Consider the following 22,381-nt stretch of genomic DNA (forward strand, 5'->3'; position numbering starts at 1 on the left):
TTAAACTTAAGTATTTATTAATTTTTTTATCATTATATCAAACTAAAAAATTTAAAACGAATAAAGAAATTAAATTTTTTTAAGATTTATTATTTTAACAACTCCTCAGCACTAATTTTGTATAATCTCTTTTAAATTTTTCAAAAGGTATTCTATGCGCGGTTATAAAATTTTCGCTGGTTCTGCCAGCAATCAATTTGCCAAAGAAGTTTGTCAAATTCTAGATGTCCCACTTGCAAAAGCTGATGTTAAAAAATTTAGTGATGGAGAGATCTCTATCCAAATATCAGAAAGTGTTCGCGGGCGTGATGTATTTATTATCCAGTCAACAGGAGCACCCTCAAATGATAATTTAATGGAGCTTCTAATTATGACAGATGCTCTTCGCAGATCAAGTGCTTCTAGTATTACAGCTGTTGTTCCATACTATGGATATGCAAGGCAAGACCGTAAAGCAGCTCCTCGTGTTCCAATTACTGCAAGACTTGTAGCTGACATGTATGAAGCTGCCGGGATAGACAGAGTTGTAACGATAGATTTGCATGCAGGGCAGATCCAAGGCTTTTTCAATATTCCTGTTGACAACCTTTACGGCTCTGTAACCTTTGAAAACTATATTAAAAGTAAAAATCTTAAAAATCCTGTTATAGCATCTCCTGATATCGGCGGTGTTGCAAGAGCAAGATATTTCGCCTCACGCATGGGACTTGATATGGTTATTGTTGATAAACGCCGTGAAAAAGCAAATGAGAGTGAAGTTATGAATATTATCGGTGATGTAAGCGGAAAAGATGTTATTATGATTGATGATATGGTAGATACTGCCGGAACTATGGTAAAAGCGGCAACTGCGCTTAAAAATAAAGGGGCTTCTTCTGTTATGGCGTGTGCTACGCATGCTGTTTTAAGCGGAAAAGCTTACGAAAATATAGAAAACGGTGAACTTGATGAGCTCATTGTTACAAATACATTAGAATCAAAACCGCACGATAAAATTGTAGTTTTAACGGTTGCACCTCTTTTTGCAGAAGTTATTCGCAGAGTTTATCATAACGAAAGCGTAAACTCATTATTTGCATAATCAAGGGAATTAATTGAAAAATATTAGAAACTTTTCTATCATAGCGCATATTGACCACGGTAAAAGTACTTTAGCTGATCGTATCATTCAAGAGTGCGGCTCTGTAACCGAGAGGGAACTAGGCAAACAGATGATGGATACGATGGATATCGAAAAGGAGCGCGGTATTACCATAAAAGCTCAAAGTGTCAGGCTTGATTATGTTAAAGACGGTGAGCACTATATTTTAAATCTTATTGATACTCCGGGTCATGTTGATTTTTCTTATGAAGTTAGTAAGTCCTTGGCTTCAAGTGATGGTGCACTGCTTATCGTTGATGCAGCTCAAGGAGTTGAAGCTCAAACAATTGCAAATGTTTATCTTGCAATGGAAAATAACTTAGAACTTATTCCTGTTATAAACAAGATAGACCTTCCTGCAGCAGATCCCATAAAAGTAGCAGAAGAGATTGAAACAAGCATAGGAATAGATGCAACTGATGCTTGTTTAGTATCCGCAAAAACAGGAGTCGGTATCCGTGAGCTTATAGATGCTATAGTAGAACGAGTTCCGGCTCCTGTTGGAGACCCTGACTCTCCTACAAAAGCTATTATTTACGACTCCTGGTTTGATCCGTACCTTGGTGCATTGGCATTAGTGCGTGTGTTTGATGGAGAGATTAAAAAAAATCAAGTAGTAAAACTTATGAGCAACAACGAGGAGCATCAAGTTCTTGACTTAATGTATCCTCATCCATTAAAGAGACAAAAAACAGCTTCTATAAAAAGTGGCGAAATCGGCATAGTAGTTCTTGGCTTAAAAGATGTAAGCGTTGTAAATGTAGGTGATACTATTACCGATGCAAAAAAACCAACTGCAGAACCTGTAGGAAAGTATGAGCCGGCTAAACCGTTTGTATTTGCAGGTCTCTACCCTATTGATACGGATATGTTTGAAGAGCTTCGTGACGCATTAGACAAACTTCGTTTAAATGACAGCTCTCTCTCTTATGAGCCTGAAACCTCTATAGCTCTTGGTTTTGGATTTCGTGTCGGATTTTTGGGAATGCTTCATATGGAAGTTATCAAGGAGCGTCTTGAAAGAGAGTTTGGGCTTGATTTAATTGCTACTGCACCATCTGTTATTTATAATGTGTATCTAAACAACGGAGATTTGGTAGAGGTTCAAAATCCTTCGGAACTTCCGCCGATAAACCATATAGACAGAATAGAAGAGCCTTACATAAAAGCAACGGTAATAACACCAAGCGAATATCTTGGAAATGTTATAAACCTTCTTATATCCAAAAGAGGTACGCAGGATAAGATGACATATCTAAATGAAGATAGAGTTATGCTTGAGTATTCTCTTCCTATGAACGAGATAGTCGTCGGTTTTTACGATACTTTAAAATCTATCTCGAAAGGTTATGCTTCATTTGACTATGAGCCGATAGAGTTTAGAGAGGGTGACCTTGTAAAACTAGATGTTAAAGTAGCCGGTGAGGTTGTTGATGCATTAAGCGTTATAGTGCCTCGCACATCGGCTTTAACTCGCGGTCGAGCTTTGGTTAAAAACATGAAAGAGCTTATCCCTCGTCAGTTGTTTGAAGTAGCTGTTCAAGCATCTTTGGGCAATCAGGTTATAGCTCGTGAAACAGTAAAATCAATGGGCAAAAATGTTACTGCAAAGTGTTACGGCGGTGACATTACCCGCAAGAGAAAACTGCTTGAAAAACAAAAAGCCGGCAAAAAAAGAATGAAATCTATCGGGAAAGTACAGCTTCCTCAAGAAGCGTTTATGTCCGTATTGAAGATGGACTAAGCAGTATAAATGAGATGTCTAATGTGCGAGAACTTATCACTCTCGCATATCTGCAATAATTGCCAAAACAAATTTTTATCTCCTTCTATCTACAAAAGAAAAATTCTTAACAATATAGAAGTTATCTCTTTTTACAAATACAGCGATATAAAAGATTTGCTTCATACAAAACATACCGATTTAGGCTATTATGTTTACTCCATACTTGCAAAAAATTCTCTAAAAAAATTTGCTGCTGCATTTGACTATCCCGGTATAGTAACTTCAATAGCCATTGATGATTATGTGCAAAACGGTTACTCTCATACAGCAATATTAAATAAATCATTAAAAAGCAAAAGCATAAAGCCGTTTTTTAATAAACTAAGAGCAAAAAACAAAATCTCCTATTCCGGAAAAAGCAGAGAATTTAGAATTTTAAATTCAAGAGATTTTGAACTAAAAAAATTTAAAGAAAAAGAGTTGATTTTAGTAGATGATATAGTCACAACAGGTTCTACTTTTACACAGGCCGTCCAGATTATGCAAAAAAATCAAAAAAAAGTCCTGTTTTGTCTCGCTTTAGCAGATGCAAGTACAAAATAAGCGGCGGCTATGTATAATTGCAGCCGTATTTTCTAAATAATAGGGGTTAAATGTGAAAATATATCTTTTTTTAATATTTTTAACAACTCTGTTGTTTAGTAAAGAAGCAGATATCGATGAATTGCTTTCTCAATATAGAGCGGCAAGTGAACTTTATTTTGAAACAAAAAATGAAGAAGCGGGACATATTATAGTATTTTCTCGCGCAGACTTAGACAAAATGCAGGCTTATACACTAAATGATGTTTTAAAAACATTAAGAATGTTTACACTAAAAACTACAAACTTTGGAATGAGCTCACTTGTAAAAACTCCCTACTCAGAACAGAGTATGTCATCTGTTAAAATATTTATAAATTCTTATGAATTAACATCTGTTACTTCTGGTACAAGCATGGCCCAGTTTGGAAAAATGGGACTCAATCATATAGATCATATAGAAGTTTACCAAGCTTCAAACTCTATCACTTTTAGCGGTGAACCTGGGAATATGATTATTAAACTCTACACTAAAGATTCATCAAGAGAGAGGGCATTTGTATCACAACTCTCGCTTGACTCTGAGGGAGGCTCTAGAGCTCAAATAATAGAAGCTGATACATTTAACGGCTACTCCTGTTTAGCAAATATTGATATCGGTAAAAATGAGTATAAAAAATACAAAAACAACCAAAGTACATTGTCAAGAGATGGATATAGAGGACAATTTTACTTTAACCTCTCAAAAAAAGAGGACTTTATGCTCGAAGCAGGAAGCTCTTCAGAAAAGTATGATCTCTTTAGCGGTATAGGCTCTTCCATAGAAGATGGAGAAGTTGATGTAAAATATCACTACATTCAATTTACAAAATATCTTGATACCTCTTTAAAATTTATTTTTTCAAGTACTTACGAAACTCTGGAAATAGAAAATTCGGATACAACCGGTATATCACTTTTTGATGAAACAATAGCAAATGATTTTATTATGAGAGCAGGTTCGTATACCAACAGTGCAATCTTAGAGAAGAGACACAAATACAAAAACAATAATCTTTTATTTGGCGCACAAGTAAAATTTAAAAGATTTTTTCTTGATGAGTTAAAAAGCAATAGCACAGAAAAACCGATAATTCTCGGTCCAAAAAAGCTTGATATCTACATGGCATATTTTGAAGATATTTACAGTATAAACAAAGATCATAAAATAACACTGGGTCTTAAATTTGATCATTACGACAGCCATTTTGGCACTTCTTCAACACAGGAGACATTTCGCTTGGGTTATATAGGGAGATTAAGTGAAAATTTTTCACTTAAGTCATTTGTTCAAAAAGGTTATATCTACCCGATTTTTGCGCAAACAACATTCTCCCCAATCTACAATCCAAATCCATATTTAAAAAGTTCAAAAACAGCTATTGCCAAAGTTGAACTTGAGTATAAAAAAGAGAGTGTAACTATAACCGCAGGAGCGGGAGGTTCTAAATCTAAAAATGGAATCATATATGATGCTTCAGAAAAAATATATATAAATAATGATAAAAATTCTGATTATAAACATTTTTTTATCAACAGCAGCTATAAATTTAACGCAGATAACAAAATAATTTTTGAGTATTTTAAGGCATATAAAGATAATTTTTATTTTAGCTCAGACGAAGGAGTACTTCTTCAAATTTATAATAGAGTTAATAAGTTTGACATCTATAATGAACTCGTATATCGATCCTCTTACATCGGTGTCGACGGCGTACATATCGATGCAGGCTATGACTATACCGCGGGTATAATCTATCATTACAGCAAAAAACTTGATTTGAAAATAAAAGGCGAGAATATATTTGACAAAGCAATTCAAAACAGCATATCGGGTATAAAAGTGCCTGCTCTTGAGAAGAGAGCCATCTTCACAATGGAGTATATTTTTTAAATGAAAACAGTTGTAAGTATACTTTTTTTAATTATTACTGTTTTTGCTTCAGAAAACAAACATATTATAAAAACGCAAATATTAGAAAAAATTTTTACAAATATTTCTATACAAGATGAGTTAATTATCTGGTCAGACAATAAAAATCTGCTTTTTGAATTTAAAGAAAGCACAAGCCTAAAAACCTCTTCAACTTGCGAAGACTCCTCTTTAATAATTTTAGATAAAAAACAAAACCTAAAAAAGAGTTGCTACAAAAAAACTATTTTTGTACTTGATTATTCACTGCTAAAAGAGATTCCACGCAGTTTTGGCGCAATGTTTTGGAAAAAAGGCAGACCAAATATCGTTATCCTTAAACCAAGAATAAAAGAACAATCCATTAAAGTTTCAAACAAACTAGACAAATATATAGAAGAGAAGATATGGTAAAGAAGAAAGAGATATTTATATTTTTTCTGCTTTTTATTTTAAGTATAGCACTGCTGTATGTTTACAACTATACAAAAAAAACAAGTACAAGTATTTTTGAAAATATACAAAAACATGATATTGAGCATATCTCTTCTATCCTTAAAAATATAGAGCATGATTTTTTAAAATCTCTAAATATACAAAATTCAAAAGATATGCTTTTGGCTTTTAAAAATGAAAATAACAGAAAAAAATATGAAAATATGCTCTCCATGACAATATCGTCAAATATTAAATATACCTATGTTTTATATAAAGACGAGATAGACAGATTTAGATTTATTTTAGATGCTTCAAAAACTGATAAAGCAAATTTTTATCAAAAATTTGATGTTGAAAAGCAGGAGTATATTGACGCATATAAAACAAAAAAGCCTCAAATCATAAAACAGAAAAATATGGAAAATCTTTATATTACCTATCTGCTTCCAATAGTTATAAATAACGAAGTCATAGCTCTGTTTAGTGTTGATATATCAACAGATCTTCAAAAATATCTATTAGAATCCATTGAGCCTCTGGAGAATTTTTTTATTGTTTTAATTTGGCTGATTCTACTCTTTATATTTATAACTCTAATGCAGCTTTTTTACTACTTTGCTACCAAAAAAAGAGTTTTTACCGATCCGCTCACAAATACATTTAATAGAAATTATCTTCAAGAGCTGCCAAATGTTATCAATCTAAATAACTACAGCGTCGCTATGATTGATCTTGATAAATTCAAAGTCATCAATGACACTTATGGGCACGATGCCGGAGACTATGTTCTTGTTCAAGCAAGTGAAATATTTAAAACATCCATTCGCGCGAGTGATATACTTATTAGATACGGAGGGGAAGAGTTTTTACTCTTTATTCATACTAGAAGCGGATCAGCTTTACATATTTGTGAGAGAATCAAAGAGAATATAAATTCAAAAAAATATTTTTATAACAACCATACGATTAATCTTAGTGTTTCTATTGGTTTGCACAATCACCCGGCTTTAGAGAAAAATCTGCATGAAGTTATTAAAAAAGCAGATAATATGCTCTATCTTGCAAAGCAAAACGGGCGAAATCGCATAGAAGTTTATAATGAAAAACTAAATTTTAAGTAAAAATAAAAATTCTTAAAATAATTTTTTAAATAGTTTATCAACTTCTTTCTCTATAGCTTTGTTAACCTTCTCTTCAATAACTTTTCCGGCTTCGGATTTCATAAGTTTTTCAAGGTCTATTGTTACTTTTGGAGAGTTTAAATCCCCTTTTATATCTCCGCTTATTACATTTTTCTTAGCCTGAAATGTTACATCAGTATCTATCTGTTTCGTTTTTGTGTTGAATTTTGTCTCTTGAGTTTTGATGGAGGCCTCTTTGGAGCGAAGGTCCATTGAAGCTAAAATATTCTCCTTTTCTATTTTTGCTTTTACATCACCGTTAAAGTGCTCTCTGTACATATCAAATTTCGTATACTGTTTTATAAGATCAAATGTTTGATTTTTTACAAATATTGCATTTGCAACCTGAGCGTTCATTACTCCTTTGCTTTGTGCTAAATTATAATCTATTTTAGCATTTAACGAAGCATCTGCAATCTCCGGATAAAAGAGCATATGAAGCAGTTTGATTGTTTTTACAGAGTTTAAGTCTGCGTGAAAATCATCATTATGCAGTTTTGCTTCCATATTTCCATCTGCAATATTTGAGTAGATTGTAAAATCCAAATCTTCTGTTTTTGAAATAGTGCCGTTTGCTACAATTTCACCTCTCATATGCTGATTTGTCAAAAAGAAGAGAGAGTCTAAATTTGGTATAGCAATCTTGTAATCACTCTTCAATGAAGCATCTTTGATGTTAAATTTTGCACTCTTTACATCAAGATTTGCTATATTTGAATTAAAATCAACTTTTGTATCTGCAATATTACCGCTTAAATGAGTGGTTGTCACTACATCATAGAGAGTTTTTGGCATAGGAGATGTAAAGGCATATGTTTTTGTGAGATACTTTGAATCTAATAAACCCTTTTTAATTGTTGTGATCACTTTTCCATTTAAACTCTGCGCTTTTGCATCGCTAATATCAACATCCATAGAGAAGAGACCATCACTGTAGTGGGGCTGTTTTACCATGTAGAGAAGTTTTGCAATATCAAGATTTACTACTTTTGCTCTTAGTGAGGCGGGGTTAAACTCTTTTAAAACAGCTTCAAATACCGTATCTGATGAAGCCAAATCGCTCACTCCCTCCACAATCATCTTCTCTTTTGTCCCTTTTACACTTCCCTTGAGCTTAAAAGCACCTCTGACATCTGCCTTTGTTAAAGGCTTTAAAACCTCTAAATCCTCAATATTGAGCGAGTATTTCAAATCAGCTTTTAGAGGTTCTGGAACAATTAGTCCTGATGAGTTGATTTTAAAAAGGTTTGAGAGCAGTTCATATCTATAATCAACATCATCACCTTTTAGTTTTGCATCAAGATTCATAGAGAATGAGGTTTGAGGAATCGTTACATTAAAATCACTTAACATATATTTTGGGTCAATTTTGCCGTTTTTTGTTTTTAGTACAACATCCCCATCCATCTTATGCAATCTTATATCTCTAAAATTTATATCCATATCTATATCTGCACTTGCATAAGGATTTTGAGCAGCCATATAAAGCAGAGATGCTAATTTGGCATCTTTTATATTTGCAATAATAGATGTAGGATTAAAATCAGTTAACTCTATATGATAAGATGTGTCACTCTCGCCCACACTGCTCTTACCATCAATCTGCATAAAAGCAATATCACCTTTTGCACTGCCGTTTGTACTAAAATTGCCTCTAAGCTCAGTTCCTGCTAATGGTTTTAGTGTCTCTAAATTTTTAAAATCCACATTGTAAAAAACAGTAAAAGCCTGAGAGAAGAGAGAGTATTCTCCCTCTGCCTTAATAATATTGCCTTTATTTAATTCTAAAATTACAGAAAAATCACTTATACTTAATGAAAATTCAGAAAGTCTGCTCTCTAGTTTTGTTTGTTCTTTTATCTTTTGCTCTAAAATGGGCTTTAACACACCATTGCCTAATGATGTAAAAAGAACTATAAAAATAGCCAAAACCAGCGTTGCCAAAATTCCGCCAAACCAAACTAAATATTTCATAACATCTCCAATTCATATATATAATATATAATGATACAATAGAAACTATTTTTTTAGCAAATAAAATAGTTGATAGCAATAGACTAAACTTTATTAAGTAAAAAAAATCAACTTTTACTTGACATTATTACACTCAATATGTATAATGATGTCATCTTTTTAGAAAAGGAGCAATTTAACAACTATGCCAAAAGAAAATAATGAAGAGATTGAAAATGAATCTCTTGAAAATATCGAGCTAGATAAAACAACTCTTGAAAAAGAGGCAGAAGAGAAGGCTGAAGCGGAAGCAAAAGCTGAAGCAGATGAAAAATCTGTTGAAAATGAAATTAATCTTTTACAAGAGGAGATAGCTTCTCTAAAAGATAAATATGCTCGTGTACATGCTGATTTTGATAATATCAAAAAAAGATTAGAGAGAGAGAAATATACAGCGGTAGAATATTCAAACGAAAAATTTGCCAAAGACATGATTCCAGTTATGGACGCACTTCAAATGGCACTCTCCTCTACGGAAAATGTAACTGATCCGACAGAGCATTTAGAAAAATTAAAAGAGGGCATTGAACTTACACTCAAACAATTTACAACCTCTTTGCAAAAACATGGTGTAACAATGGTTTCACATGATGAGCCGTTTGATCCAAATATTCACAACGCCATTCAAAGCGTAGATAGCGACACGGTAGAGAGCGGTCAAATCGTTCAGACATTTCAAACCGGTTATAGATATAAAGATAGACCATTAAGGGAAGCAATGGTGGTAGTCGCCAACTAATAGTGCTACTTAAGTAGCAAACGAAAAAAGAGTATGGCGATATAATTTCGCCTGATAAAACAAATTTTTACAAATTAAACAAACAAAGGAAACAAAATTATGTCAAAAGTTATAGGTATAGATTTAGGAACAACAAATTCATGTGTAGCAGTTTATGAGGGCGGCGAAGCAAAGATCATCCCAAATAAAGAAGGGAAAAACACAACTCCTTCGGTTGTTGCATTTACAGACAAAGGTGAGGTTTTAGTAGGAGATCCTGCAAAAAGACAGGCGATTACAAATCCAAACAAAACTATCTCTTCTATTAAGAGAATCATGGGTCTTATGATGAGTGAAGAGAATGCTAAAGCGGCTCACGACAAAGTAACTTACAATATTGTAGACAAAGACGGTATGGCGGCAGTTGATGTTGCAGGAAAGATCTACACTCCTCAAGAGATCTCTGCAAAAATTCTTAGCAAATTAAAAGAGGATGCAGAGGCTTATTTAGGCTCAACTGTAACAGACGCAGTTATCACGGTTCCTGCTTACTTTAACGATGCGCAGAGAAAAGCAACAAAAGATGCAGGAACTATCGCAGGACTTAATGTACTTCGTATCATAAATGAGCCAACAGCTTCTGCGCTTGCATACGGACTTGAGAGCAAAAGCGATGAAAATGTACTTGTTTACGACCTTGGGGGCGGAACATTTGATGTTACTGTTCTAGAGATCAGTGATGGTACTTTTGAGGTTCTATCAACTGATGGTAACGCATTTTTAGGAGGAGACGACTTTGACAACAAAATTGTTGACTACCTAAACAGCGAATTCAAAAATACACACGGCATTGATCTCAAAAATGACAAAATGGCGCTACAGCGTCTAAAAGATGCAGCTGAAAATGCTAAAAAGGAGCTCTCAAGCTCAACTGAAACAGAGATCAATCTGCCATTTATCACTATGACAGAAGCGGGACCTCAACACCTTGTAACAAAACTTACTCGTGCAAAATTCGAGAGTATGATCGAGAAGCTTGTTGAAGAGACTATCAGCCATATTAAAACTGCTATGAAAGATGCTGACCTAAACAACAGTGACATTAAAGAGATTATAATGGTTGGTGGTTCAACGCGTGTTCCATTGGCTCAAAAAATGGTATCTGATTTCTTCGGCGGCAAAAAACTCAACAAAGGTGTAAACCCTGATGAAGTTGTTGCAGCAGGTGCAGCTATCCAAGGCGGTGTTTTAAGAGGAGATGTTAAAGATGTACTTCTTCTAGATGTTACTCCACTATCTCTTGGAATAGAGACTCTAGGCGGTGTTGCAACTAAGATTATTGAAAAAGGTACTACGATACCTGTTAAAAAATCTCAGATCTTCTCAACTGCTGAAGACAACCAGCCTGCTGTTAGTATCTCAGTTGTTCAAGGTGAGAGAGAGTTTGCAAAAGACAACAAATCTTTAGGTCTTTTTGAACTCGGAGATATTCCTGCAGCTCCAAGAGGCGTGCCTCAGATCGAGGTTACTTTTGACATTGATGCAAACGGTATTTTAACTGTTAGCTCAACAGACAAAGGTACAGGTAAATCTCAATCAATCACTATCAGCGGAAGCTCAGGACTAAGCGAAGAAGAGATCAACAAAATGGTTCAAGATGCAGAAGCTCATAAAGCTGAAGATACAAAAAGAAAAGAGCTTGTTGAGCTTAAAAACCAAGCGGATGCGCTTATTGCTCAAACTGAAAAATCTCTTGGCGAAATGGGCGATAAGATCGAAGCTGAGGAGAAAGCAAAAATAGAGAGCGCTATAGCTGAGCTTAAAGAGACTCTAAAAGATGAGAGTGCTACAAAAGAGCAGATCGAAGCAAAAGTAAAAACTCTAACTGAAGCAAGTCATAAAATGGCTGAGCAGATGTACAAAAAAGAGCAAGGCGGTGAAGCGGAAGCTGCTGATACTAAAAAGAAAAAAGATGACGAAGATGTTATCGACGCTGAAATAGAGTAAAAACTATTTCTAAAATACCAGTCAGAGCATTGAGCTCTGACTGATTCTACACTGCATAAACTATAAAAATCCTTATCAAATATCTTCTAAAGCTTTTTGGACTCTTAATGCTTGCACATGTTCTTTTACATCATGCACACGAATAATAGAAGCTCCGTTTTTAGCCGCTTCTAAATGTAAAACTAAAGTTCCTGATAATCTCTCTTTTGGTAGAGATGGGGATATTTTATCTATCATAGATTTTCTTGAAGCACCAACAAGAAGCGGTTTTTTTAGAGTTAAAAAATGCTCTTGATGTTTTATCAGCATTAGATTATGTTCTAGCGTTTTTCCAAATCCAATTCCAACATCCAAAACCATATCTTTAACACCGAATGATTCAGCTTTAGCGACTCTTTGTTCAAAAAAAGAGTATATATCGCCTAAAACATTTTTATATTCAGGACTTTGCTGCATTGTAAACGGATCTTTTTGCATATGCATAATTAGGGCAGTTGCATTATATGCGCTGCAAAGTTTACAAACTTCATCATTTGCCAATCCCGTAATATCATTTACTATTTTAAACCCGCTCTCAAGAGCGTAAGAGACAACTGAAGGCTCGTAGCTGTCGATACTAAATTTTACCTTTTCATATAACTTCTCTTTTTTTATCATATCAAATATCGGTTTTACTCTTCTTAGCTCCTCTTTGGCACCGACATATATGGTGTTAGGAGCAGAAGAAACTCCACCAATATCAATAATATCAGCGCCCTCTTCTGCCATTTTCTCTATCGCTTTTATCGCATCTCTTTCTTTAATTCTTGAGTCTGAAAAAAAGCTGTCATCGTTTGCATTAAGAATACCCATAACTTCTACGCGTGAAGTTTTTTTAACTTTTAAAATATCTTGAAGTTTCTTAGCCAGCTCTTTTAAACCAAATGGTTGAGCCAGCTCTTTTTTACTAAGCAGCTGCAACTGTTTTGTTGTTGCAATCAACATACAATCAACATGCGAAATTTTTGCCACAACAGTTCCGCGAGGCACCGCTAAATCAGCTCCTATGCTAAGAGCATCCTGTTTTAGAATATTTGCTCCGCCTACATGTAACTCTCTTATATAGACAATATGAAGCGCCGCTTTTGATGCAAGTATTTTAATCCCGCCGCTGTCAACTCCCAACTCTTTTAGATATTTTTTTATATTTATACTATTTGATAAAAGTTCAACTTGCATTTTTTTCTCCTGTAAAACTCATAAGAATCATCGCCAACACACTTTGCGGTCTTGCGTTTAACTCTAAAAGTCTATAAGCTTTATCAAAATTTTGAAGAGCCGAAGCGCTTAAAATAAGTTTTTCTACAACAGTTGCTTTGTAGTAGATTGCTTCAACAAGACTTTTTGCTTCATTTTTTTTCACTCTTGCATTTGCTTTTAAAAATTCAAAAACTTCTGCATAATCTATTCTGGAGAGATTAAGATTAATCTCTTGAATCATATGCGTTTTTTCACCTTTTACTATAGGCATTCTTGAGCGGACTGTAGGAAGCAAATTTGATTTTGTGGGAGAAATAATTATAAATTTTATATTTTTAGGAGGCTCTTCTAAAACTTTTAGAAGTGAGTTTTGAGATACTTTATTAAAGTTATTTGCACCTAAAATAATATATTTTGTTTGAGATTCGCTGATATAAGATTCTGCTATTACCGCTTTTGCATGTTCAATTTTAAATTCATCCTCTATAAAACCTGCAACTCTATTAGGTTTTAACTCCTCCTTAAGTCTTTCAAACTCTTTTTCTATGTTAGTGGAGATAAGTATATAGCCCTTTTGAGATTTATGAACTGACATCAACTTCCCCGAACATCGCTGCATTAAGAGAAGCATTAAAAAGACGATAAAGCTGAAGAAGTTTTATATCTAATAGCTTGTCATAAGATTTAAGATGAAATGCGTTGAGATACTCCTCATCAAAAATCCAAAAATAACTTGTATCTTTTCTCTTTGCAAGGTCTGCTCTTTTATCCTCTCCCTTGCCTATATACCAAAAGAAATAGTCCTCTTTATGCGCCAAAGATATCATATCTTCAACTACATCAAGCATCTCTCCACCATTTACACTGTTATAATGCTTATATAAACTATCTATGCTGATAATAGGAAGCAGTGGGCGGTCTAGCTGTGAAGAGTTTAAAAAATCAAGAATATATGTCTCAAGCCATTTTCTTTTTTCATCTGTAATAAGAATAATTGTTTTACCGCTTAATATCTGCTCAAGCGCCTGTGAAGTTGTAGTGGTCCAGTCAAATCTCTGCTCTTCTAGCCAACTAAAACAGCCACCCTCTTCTCTGATTGCATCCAAACTCCACTGCGCAAAATCCTGCATATCTTTTATTTCTCTTCTATAATATTAAAAAAGTATTTATTTATTAAAGTTGCAAAATATAAAGAAGTATCAATTTTCATTATTTATCTAACTCATAAGCATTATGAAGAGCTCTAACTGCAAGCTCTGCATATTTTTCATCTATTACCATTGAAATTTTTATTTCTGATGTAGAGATCATACCGATATTGATATTCTCTTTTGCCATTGTCGAGAACGCTTTTGCTGCAACACCGGTGTGAGATTTCATACCTACGCCTACTATTGAAACTTTGCAAATGTTTTCATCATAAGAGACCTCATCAACCTCTGCATCTTTGACAAATGTATCAACAACAACTTTAGCATCATTTAAATCACCTACAGGTACTGTAAAATCTATATTTGCTCTGCCGTCATGACCCACATTTTGAACTATCATATCAATATTTACACTATTGTTTGAAAGTTTTGTAAAGATATCCGAAGCAATTCCCGGTCTGTCTTTTACGCCTATTAACGATACACGCGCTTGGTTTTTATCCAGTGCAATTCCGCTTACTAACGGTTTTTCCATAATATTTTCTTCCTTCGTAATTAATGTTCCCTCTTCATCTGAAAAGCTTGTTCTTGTTACTAAATTGACATTTAATTTTTTTGCCAGCTCCACTGAGCGGTTTTGAAGTACTTTTGCACCCAAAGAGGCAAGCTCAAGCATCTCATCATATGAAATTTTTTCAAGTTTTTTCGCTTTTGGCTCAATACGAGGGTCAGTCGTGAAAATTCCGCTGACATCTGTGTAAATCTCACACAAATCTGCTTTGAGCGCTCCCGCGATTGCAACAGCGGAGAGGTCACTTCCTCCGCGTCCGAGCGTTGTTACATTTCCATCTTGCGATATACCCTGAAAACCTGCTACTACTACAATTTTTCCCTCTTTTATAGCATTATGCATAACAACTGGGTTAATCTCTTCAATACGCGCTTTTGTATGAATATTATCCGTAACAATTCCAGCTTTTCTGCCTGTCATTGATATTGCAGGGAATCCCATCTCGCTTAGCGCAATTGCTAAAAGAGCAGCAGTTACTCTCTCACCTGAACTTAGCAGCATATCCATCTCTACTCTTGCAGGATTTTTTGAAAAATGCTCCGCATATCCTATAAGTTTATTGGTCTCCCCACTCATAGCCGAAACCACTACGACTATGTCATGACCGGCTTTTTTGGTAGCGCTTACACGATTTGCCACATTTTGAATACGATCCAAATCACCAACGCTTGTTCCGCCAAATTTTTGAACTATCAACATCTACAATAATCCTTCATCTTTGAAATAATTTATCACACTCTCATATACATCTTTTTTAAAACTTGCACTTAAAGTTAGAGCCTCATCAGCCGTTACAAATTTATAATCAGAAAACTCAGGCTCTTTTGTATCAATATTGATTTTAGCGTTTTTGTGGAGTTTTACTAAAAAATACCTTTGTTTCTGCCCTATAAAAGGTTTCATATTTTGTGCTATTTTTAAAGGAAAATCATAAGATACCCACTCAGGATATTCAGCAATCACCTCAACTCTATTTGTACCTATCTCTTCTTCTAGTTCACGAAAAAGAGCTTCTATGACCTCTTCTCCTTCATCTATTCCGCCTTGAGGAAATTGCCACACATCCCTTAAATCATTTCTCTGCGCCAAAAATATCTCTTTTTTTTGCGGATAAGTGTCGGACACAATAATCATTGCGACATTAGGTCGATATAAATCTTTTTTACTCATAGCTTCACTTAAATATAGATTTTGAGAGATTTGAATTATAAAATTATACAAGACTAGCAATTAAAGTAACCTAATTTTTACTATTTTATAATGCGCTTCTACTTACTCAAAATAATAAAAATCCAACTATTAAAAAAAATCAAATAAAGCTATAATTCTCAACTTAACTAAGGAGGGGTTTGTGCTACTTTATATACATATTCCATTTTGTGATTCTAAATGTTACTATTGCGCTTTTAACTCCTATGTAGACAAGTTTCATCTAAAAGAGCACTACATGGAAGCTCTTTGTACCCAGCTTCAATTTGAATTAAAAAGATTTAACATCACATCCAAAGAGATAGAATCAATTTTTATCGGCGGCGGAACACCCTCTACGGTTGCACCGGCACTGTACAAAAAAATATTTGACGCTCTAAAACCCTACTTAAAAGATAATATTGAGATAACAAGCGAAGCCAATCCAAACAGTGCAACTGCAGAGTGGCTTGAGGGGATGTTTAAACTTGGGGTTAATCGTATAAGTTTTGGGGTACAAAGTTTTGATAAAGATAAACTCAAACTTCTAAATCGTTCACATGGCGCTGTGCAGGCAGTAGAAGCTGTTTTAAATGCCAAAAAGATTGGTTTTAAAAATATCTCAATTGATCTTATTTATGCTACACTCAATGACACAAAAAAGCTTTTAGAAAATGATTTGAGTACCGCTTTTTCTCTGCCGATAAACCATTTAAGTGCTTACGCTTTAACGATTGAAGAGGGTACTTTATTTGAATCAAAACCTTATATGTCAAAAGAGAAACTAGGATTAACATCTTGGTTTTTCAAAAAAATAACTGATTTTGGCTTTAATCAATACGAAATCAGTAACTTTGGCTCTTACCAAAGCACTCACAATCTTGGATACTGGGAGTATAAAGATTATATAGGCCTCGGAAGCGGAGCTGTTGGCAAACTTGGCTTAAAAAGATACTATCCAACCACATGCATTGAAGATTATATAAAAAATCCGCTCGATATTAGAAGCGAATTATTAACACTCGAAGATAAAAAAATTGAACAGATTTTTTTAGGATTGCGTTCGTGTGTAGGAGTTTGTAAAGATCTGCTCAATAAAGAAGAGTTAAAAAAAGCAAAACTTCTAGTTGATGAAAAAAAACTGCTCTTTAAGAATGATACTTTTTATAACATCGACTATCTTTTAGCAGATGAGATTACACTCTTTATATCCTAGTTTAATTATTCTTTAGATAGAATCTTGTTTTTATAATAATTTTGAGGATTTTTTATGTTTGGTATGGGTTTTACTGAGATACTGATTATCGCTGTTATTGCCATTTTGTTCCTTGGTCCGGATAAACTTCCCGATGCAATGGTAGAGATAGCTAAATTTTTCAGAAATGCGAAGAATACTATTGGCACTATGAAAGAGTCTCTAGAAGAAGAGATGAATGTTAAAAGCATGAAAGATGAAGCATTGGCATACAAAAAAGAGTTGCTTAATGCCTCAAATCAAGTAAAAAGCGCAACTGACATAAAAAAGATGGCAGCAAAACTAACAACGCTTGAAGATGGTACATTTGAAGATGACGATCTCTTCAAAGAGTCAAAACAGAGTAATCAATCAGATAACAAAAGTGAAAAAACGCCAAATAAAAGTGATGAAGTAACTCTTGCAAAGAAAAAAAAGAATCCAAATAAAATAGAAGAAGATAGCAAAGATGTTTGATGAAATAAAACCGCATTTAGTTGAACTAAGAAAAAGACTTGGTATCTCTGTCGCCAGCCTTATTGTAATGTTTTTTGTAATGTTTTACTTTCATGAAGCAATTTTAGAGTGGATAGTAGAACCCTTAAATGTCGCTCTTTTAGAAGTTGGCAGAAAATCTCTTCACGCTGCCGATGGAATGGTAACTACAAATCAAGTTGGGGGAGCATTTTTTGTTGCTCTTAAAGTCTCATTTTTTGCAGCCATTTTAGGAGCTCTTCCTATTATTTTAAGTCAAATATGGGCTTTTATAGCACCTGCTCTATACGCAAACGAAAAGAAGATGATTATTCCATTTATCCTCGGCGGAACTATAATGTTTGCTATAGGGGTTATATTTGCCTACTATATAGTTACTCCGTTTGGTTTTGATTTTTTGATTACCTTTGGTAGCTTTAAATTTACTCCTCTGATAAATATAGAAGATTATGTAGGCTTCTTTACAAAAATCATGTTTGGCTTTGGAATAGCTTTTGAACTTCCTGTTTTTGCATACTTTTTAGGACTTCTTGGCATGGTTGACGATAGACAGATGAGAGAGTTTTTTAAGTATGCAATTGTAATTATTTTTATAGTAGCTGCCCTTCTTACTCCGCCGGATGTATTGACACAGCTTTTAATGGCAGGCCCGCTTGTCCTGCTTTATGGAATATCTATTTTAATAGTAAGACTAGTCAACCCTGCTCCTGCGCTTGAAGAAGAGAGCGAGGATGAAGATATAGATCTTCTTGATGAGATAAGAGCGATAAACAAAGACAGTGAATAATAAAGAACTTTTAACATCTAGCTATGACTTCTTTCTTCCAAAGGAGCTTATAGCGACACACCCCGCAAATCCGAGAGACAGCTCAAAACTTCTTGTATATGACAGATCTACAGACAAAATTTCGCATGTAAAATTTTCGGATTTAGAGAAGTTTATCCCAAAAGAGTGTGCGCTGATATTTAACGACACAAAAGTTATAAAAGCAAGACTCTTTGGAAAAAAAGAGAGCGGCGGAAAAATTGAACTTCTTATAAACAGAGCCCTGAATGCGCATGATGTAAATGTTTATATAAGAGGTAAAGTAAAAAAAGATACAAAAATTCTCTTTGATGAGAATCTTTCTGCTATAGTTCAAAAACTTCACGATGACGGAAGCAGAGTCGTCCATTTTTATGAAAATGAAAAACTTTTGCGTTTTGAGGAACTGCTTCCGATAATAGAAAAAATCGGGCATGTTCCTCTTCCCCCTTATATTCAAAGAGAAGACAATAAAGAGGATGAAAATGAGTATCAAAGCGTCTTTGCCAAAGAGGAGGGTGCGGTTGCCGCACCGACTGCATCCCTGCACTTTACAAAAGAGCAGCATGAGAGAGTATGCAAAACATTTGCACATGCATTTGTAACACTTCATGTAGGCAGTGGAACATTTAAGCCAGTTGAGTGTGAGAAAATAACCGAGCATCCTATGCACTCAGAGTACTATGCTATCTCCAAAAAGGCAAAAAAACTTTTAGACTCCGATAGAGCAATTTTAAGCATTGGAACAACTTCTACAAGAACAATAGAGTTTTATGCAAGAAACAAAGATATTTCAAATGGAGAGGCAAACCTCTTTTTGCATCCAAAAAACAGACCCTTAAGAGTAAATCATCTGCTTACAAATTTTCATCTTCCAAAATCCACTCTTTTAATGTTAGTGGCCTCTTTTGTGGGATTGGAAAAAACTCAGGAGCTTTACAGAATTGCCATTGAAAAAGAGTATAGATTCTACTCTTACGGCGATTCAATGTTAATACTATAGAACTAAAACTCTGCCCTTTACTATCTCTATCTCGCCGTTTAACTCTGCTTCAAAAACTCTCTGCGGATATTTTGCCAAAGCCTCATCATATGTTGGATTTGTACTGCAAAACTCTATAAAATCATCTTTGCTAAAGAGTTGAAGATTCTTTGATGGTGTAAATTGAGATACAAACTCATTTATATCATAAATCACCTCTGCTTTAGACTCTTTTACAAGCTGATTTGTGCCGCTGCTCTCACCTAAACGATGCGGAAGCACAAAAATTTTTTTACCCATTTTTAAAGCAAATTCCACACTTCTCATAGTTCCGCTATCCAGATCAGCTTCGCCGACTATTAAAACATCGCCAAGAGCAACTACAAGCTCATTTCTTATAATAAAATTCCAGGGGGTTGCACGAAATCCAAGCTCAAACTGACTAAGCAAAAGCCCGCTGTTTTGTATATCGTTTAATAAATTTTTATTTACAGAGGGATAACGCAGATCTATGCCGCACGGCAAAACAGCAATAGTGTTTGAACTCCCTGCACCCGAGTGGGCTGTTGCATCGATTCCCATTGCGCCGCCGCTTACTACACAGATTCCATTTTTTGATAATGCTAAAGAAATTTTTTGGATATATTCGCGAGAATATTTTGTCGGTTTTCTACTGCCTACGATTGAAACTTTTACTCTCTGTAAAAGTTCAAGATTTCCGTTATAAAAAAGCTGCTTCGGATAACTTTTCATAGAAAAAAGTTCAGGTATTTTATTTTTAACTATTTTCATTTCAATATAGCTTATCTATTAAAACCAATTCAACTTCAGAAAAAAGATGCTTTGACTCACTAATGGCCAAAAGAGTATTTGCATGCGGATGACCTATTGCTATTGCACTTCCATGCACTTTAGCTATTTTGATTGCTTTTTTTATTTGTCCCTTTACATAATCTTTATCAAGTTCATGATCTAAAAAGATATCTCTTGACATATATTTTTTTCCATAACTTTTCATCACCTTTGGTACTTTTGTTGATCCAATTGTCCGACTGTCTATAAAATTAATATTTTCTTTTTCCAGCGCATAAATAAGTCTATTTACTGCCGCTTCATCTGATGTAAATTTACTTCCTGTATGGTTATTGATATATTTGACTTTTGGGAATAGCTTTTTTATTTCTGCAACTCTTTGCAATATTTTTATTTGAGAATCATCCACTTTTAGTGTATAAGGTTCTTCCTTTGTGAAATTTTTTGCTTCCATAGGCAAATGAACCATATAAAACTCCTCTTTTGCAGCCAATTTATGAGAATTTGGTCTGAATTCACTTGGCGGCAGAAAAGACATTGTTATAGGCAGATTAAGGCTCTTGATAGCTTTTATATGAGACTTTACACTCACATCATCTATAATAATTGCCAACTTTGCTTTGGCAGAAGTCTCTACTGTCTTCTCCCGCTCTATTGGTTTTGGCTCTATAGAACTCTCAACCTCATGCGAAGCATCTTCATACTTCTCTTTTGCTTCTTTAGTGCTTTTTTCAATCGTTTCACTCTCTTTTATTTGCTTAACGCTTTTTTTAGCGATTTTGCTCTCTTTTTTAAATAAATCATTTTTTGCATCATCATATCCAACATAATATCCTATACCAAAGGAACTAAAAGCGATAATTATAAAAGTTACAATCCAAGTTATAAAAGTTAAATCTTTTGGTTTTTTCTTAAAACTTGTTTTTCTTTTTCTTGACATAAATTCTCCATAAATTATAATAAAACTATATCCTAAAAAATTAAAATAGAGATTATTTATTGCATAATGACATATTAATATACTCTTTAAAACATTGTTTTTCTTAAGCATTCTTTTTGTATAATTTCGAGTTCCTTTCTCTTTGTATCGAATTTTTTCGATATATATATACATCCGAAAGGGAAACAAAAGCCTGTTTATAGGCGAAATACCAAAGGGAGATTATACTCTATGAGAAATTACGAAAACCTAGTAATCGTAAAACCGACATTAACAGCAGAAGAGATTCAAGCTAGCGTTAATGCTATTGAAGAAGTTATCACTTCTAACGGCGGCGAAATAGCTGCAACAGACGCAATGGGAATGAGAAAATTAGCATATTCTATTGGAAAAAATGAGCGTGGTTATTTCCATGTTATCTATTATACAGCTGCTCCTTCAGCAATCAGCGAAATTGAAAGACGCTTCCGTATTAATGAAGATCTTCTTCGTTTTGTAACTATCAAATATGATACAAATCGTGAAGTGTCAGCTTGGAACCAACTAGTTCAAAAAGCAAACAAAAAAGCTTCATCACCTGCTGAAGAAACTAAAGAAGAAGTTGAAGCAAGCACAGAAGTTCAAGAAGTAGCTGAAGAGACAGCAGAGTAATTGGCTAACGCCTAAACAAAGAAGGAAGATTCATGTATAACAAAGTTATTTTGGTTGGAAACTTAACTAGAGATATAGAACTTAGATACTCTCAAGGCGGAATGGCAATAGCAAACACTGCTATTGCTACAAGCCGCAAATTCACTGTTAACGGTGAAAAAAAAGAGGAAGTTTGCTTTGTAGATATTACATTCTTTGCAAGAAGTGCAGAGATTGCCAACCAGTACCTTAAAAAGGGGAGTAAAATCCTTGTAGAAGGTAGACTTAACTTTGATCAATGGGTAGATCAAAACGGACAGAAACGCTCTAAACACTCTGTTGTTGTTGAAACAATGCAGATGCTAGATTCGAAAAATGATAACCAAAACAGTGGTAATTATCCTGCTCAACAAAATCAAGCAGGACAACAAAATTATCAACAACAAGCACAAAGTTATCAACAGCCGAATCAGCAACAGCAATCCTATTCACAAAACAGAGCTATGCCTGAGAGCAGTTCTGTTCCGGAAATAGACATTGATGAAGATGAAATTCCATTTTAGAAAATAGATAATA

The 22,381-nt window shown here is 34.3% G+C and carries 22 protein-coding genes; 14 read left to right on the plus strand and 8 right to left on the minus strand.

Going from position 1 to position 22,381, the window contains the following annotated elements; all coding sequences use genetic code 11:
• Positions 1-154 precede the first annotated feature (154 nt).
• The 6 genes from FJR47_RS07590 to FJR47_RS07615 are packed head-to-tail and all read left to right on the plus strand — an operon-like array spanning position 155 to position 6,959.
• Positions 155-1,081 (plus strand): ribose-phosphate pyrophosphokinase, encoded by a 927-nt coding sequence (locus tag FJR47_RS07590; RefSeq protein WP_152299840.1) that lies wholly within the window; start codon positions 155-157, stop codon positions 1,079-1,081.
• Positions 1,082-1,094: 13 nt separating this feature from the next.
• A complete protein-coding gene (gene lepA, locus FJR47_RS07595; RefSeq protein ID WP_152299841.1) occupies positions 1,095-2,885 on the plus strand; it encodes a translation elongation factor 4 in 1,791 nt (596 codons plus the stop codon).
• A 21-nt stretch (positions 2,886-2,906) separates the two neighbouring features.
• Positions 2,907-3,470, plus strand: coding sequence for a ComF family protein (locus tag FJR47_RS07600; RefSeq protein ID WP_241690986.1), 564 nt, complete (start codon positions 2,907-2,909; stop codon positions 3,468-3,470).
• A 52-nt stretch (positions 3,471-3,522) separates the two neighbouring features.
• Positions 3,523-5,382 (plus strand): TonB-dependent receptor domain-containing protein, encoded by a 1,860-nt coding sequence (locus tag FJR47_RS07605; RefSeq protein WP_152299843.1) that lies wholly within the window; start codon positions 3,523-3,525, stop codon positions 5,380-5,382.
• Positions 5,383-5,814, plus strand: coding sequence for a hypothetical protein (locus tag FJR47_RS07610; protein WP_152299844.1), 432 nt, complete (start codon positions 5,383-5,385; stop codon positions 5,812-5,814).
• Positions 5,808-6,959 carry a sensor domain-containing diguanylate cyclase gene (locus FJR47_RS07615; RefSeq protein ID WP_152299845.1) on the plus strand — a complete coding sequence of 384 codons (1,152 nt, stop codon included), beginning with the start codon at positions 5,808-5,810 and terminating at the stop codon, positions 6,957-6,959. The genes FJR47_RS07610 and FJR47_RS07615 overlap by 7 nt, the downstream gene beginning before the upstream one ends.
• Positions 6,960-6,971: 12 nt before the next feature.
• Here FJR47_RS07615 and FJR47_RS07620 read toward each other — a convergent pair whose 3' ends face one another.
• Entirely contained in the window at positions 6,972-8,993 is a 2,022-nt protein-coding gene (locus FJR47_RS07620; RefSeq protein ID WP_152299846.1) for a hypothetical protein, read from the minus strand.
• 184 nt (positions 8,994-9,177) lie between these two features.
• On the opposite strand from FJR47_RS07620, the gene grpE reads away from it, so the two are divergent.
• Together grpE and dnaK are read left to right on the plus strand one after the other, a co-directional pair.
• Complete coding sequence (gene grpE, locus FJR47_RS07625) at positions 9,178-9,771, plus strand: nucleotide exchange factor GrpE (protein ID WP_152299847.1); 594 nt, start codon at positions 9,178-9,180, stop codon at positions 9,769-9,771.
• Between the two features lie 99 nt (positions 9,772-9,870).
• On the plus strand, positions 9,871-11,757 hold the full coding sequence (gene dnaK, locus FJR47_RS07630; protein ID WP_152299848.1) for a molecular chaperone DnaK: 1,887 nt from the start codon (positions 9,871-9,873) through the stop codon (positions 11,755-11,757).
• Between the two features lie 75 nt (positions 11,758-11,832).
• Here the strand turns inward: dnaK and folP are convergent, their stop codons facing one another.
• From folP to FJR47_RS07655, 5 genes are all read right to left on the minus strand, one after another.
• Positions 11,833-12,975: a dihydropteroate synthase gene (gene folP, locus FJR47_RS07635; RefSeq protein ID WP_152299849.1), complete on the minus strand. Its 1,143-nt coding sequence runs from the start codon at positions 12,973-12,975 to the stop codon at positions 11,833-11,835.
• A complete protein-coding gene (locus FJR47_RS07640; protein ID WP_152299850.1) occupies positions 12,965-13,591 on the minus strand; it encodes a DNA polymerase III subunit delta' in 627 nt (208 codons plus the stop codon). Before FJR47_RS07640 ends, folP begins: the two co-directional genes overlap by 11 nt.
• Positions 13,578-14,126 (minus strand): HobA family DNA replication regulator, encoded by a 549-nt coding sequence (locus tag FJR47_RS07645; protein WP_152299851.1) that lies wholly within the window; start codon positions 14,124-14,126, stop codon positions 13,578-13,580. The genes FJR47_RS07640 and FJR47_RS07645 overlap by 14 nt, the downstream gene beginning before the upstream one ends.
• Before the next feature lie 79 nt (positions 14,127-14,205).
• On the minus strand, positions 14,206-15,417 hold the full coding sequence (locus tag FJR47_RS07650; RefSeq protein ID WP_152299852.1) for an aspartate kinase: 1,212 nt from the start codon (positions 15,415-15,417) through the stop codon (positions 14,206-14,208).
• The gene (locus FJR47_RS07655) at positions 15,418-15,888 is read right to left on the minus strand and encodes an RNA pyrophosphohydrolase (RefSeq protein ID WP_152299853.1); all 471 of its coding nucleotides are present in this window, start codon (positions 15,886-15,888) and stop codon (positions 15,418-15,420) included. It abuts the gene before it with no gap.
• A gap of 181 nt (positions 15,889-16,069) precedes the next feature.
• On the opposite strand from FJR47_RS07655, the gene hemW reads away from it, so the two are divergent.
• The 4 genes from hemW to queA are packed head-to-tail and all read left to right on the plus strand — an operon-like array spanning position 16,070 to position 19,443.
• A complete protein-coding gene (gene hemW / locus FJR47_RS07660) occupies positions 16,070-17,122 on the plus strand; it encodes a radical SAM family heme chaperone HemW (protein ID WP_152299854.1) in 1,053 nt (350 codons plus the stop codon).
• 54 nt (positions 17,123-17,176) lie between these two features.
• Positions 17,177-17,617 carry a Sec-independent protein translocase protein TatB gene (tatB, locus tag FJR47_RS07665; RefSeq protein ID WP_152299855.1) on the plus strand — a complete coding sequence of 147 codons (441 nt, stop codon included), beginning with the start codon at positions 17,177-17,179 and terminating at the stop codon, positions 17,615-17,617.
• Positions 17,610-18,422, plus strand: coding sequence for a twin-arginine translocase subunit TatC (gene tatC / locus FJR47_RS07670; protein WP_152299856.1), 813 nt, complete (start codon positions 17,610-17,612; stop codon positions 18,420-18,422). Before tatB ends, tatC begins: the two co-directional genes overlap by 8 nt.
• Positions 18,415-19,443, plus strand: coding sequence for a tRNA preQ1(34) S-adenosylmethionine ribosyltransferase-isomerase QueA (queA, locus tag FJR47_RS07675; protein WP_152299857.1), 1,029 nt, complete (start codon positions 18,415-18,417; stop codon positions 19,441-19,443). The genes tatC and queA overlap by 8 nt, the downstream gene beginning before the upstream one ends.
• Here the strand turns inward: queA and FJR47_RS07680 are convergent.
• Together FJR47_RS07680 and FJR47_RS07685 are read right to left on the minus strand one after the other, a co-directional pair.
• On the minus strand, positions 19,438-20,214 hold the full coding sequence (locus FJR47_RS07680) for a DNA-processing protein DprA (protein ID WP_152299858.1): 777 nt from the start codon (positions 20,212-20,214) through the stop codon (positions 19,438-19,440). The genes queA and FJR47_RS07680 overlap by 6 nt on opposite strands.
• A gap of 1 nt (position 20,215) precedes the next feature.
• Positions 20,216-21,175: a divergent polysaccharide deacetylase family protein gene (locus FJR47_RS07685; RefSeq protein WP_152299859.1), complete on the minus strand. Its 960-nt coding sequence runs from the start codon at positions 21,173-21,175 to the stop codon at positions 20,216-20,218.
• Positions 21,176-21,406: 231 nt separating this feature from the next.
• On the opposite strand from FJR47_RS07685, the gene rpsF reads away from it, so the two are divergent.
• Entirely contained in the window at positions 21,407-21,826 is a 420-nt protein-coding gene (gene rpsF / locus FJR47_RS07690; RefSeq protein WP_152299860.1) for a 30S ribosomal protein S6, read from the plus strand.
• 32 nt (positions 21,827-21,858) lie between these two features.
• Complete coding sequence (locus tag FJR47_RS07695) at positions 21,859-22,368, plus strand: single-stranded DNA-binding protein (RefSeq protein WP_152299861.1); 510 nt, start codon at positions 21,859-21,861, stop codon at positions 22,366-22,368.
• Positions 22,369-22,381 lie beyond the last annotated feature (13 nt).

Origin of the sequence: Sulfurimonas xiamenensis, assembly GCF_009258045.1 — a bacterium.
Classification (GTDB): domain Bacteria; phylum Campylobacterota; class Campylobacteria; order Campylobacterales; family Sulfurimonadaceae; genus Sulfurimonas; species Sulfurimonas xiamenensis.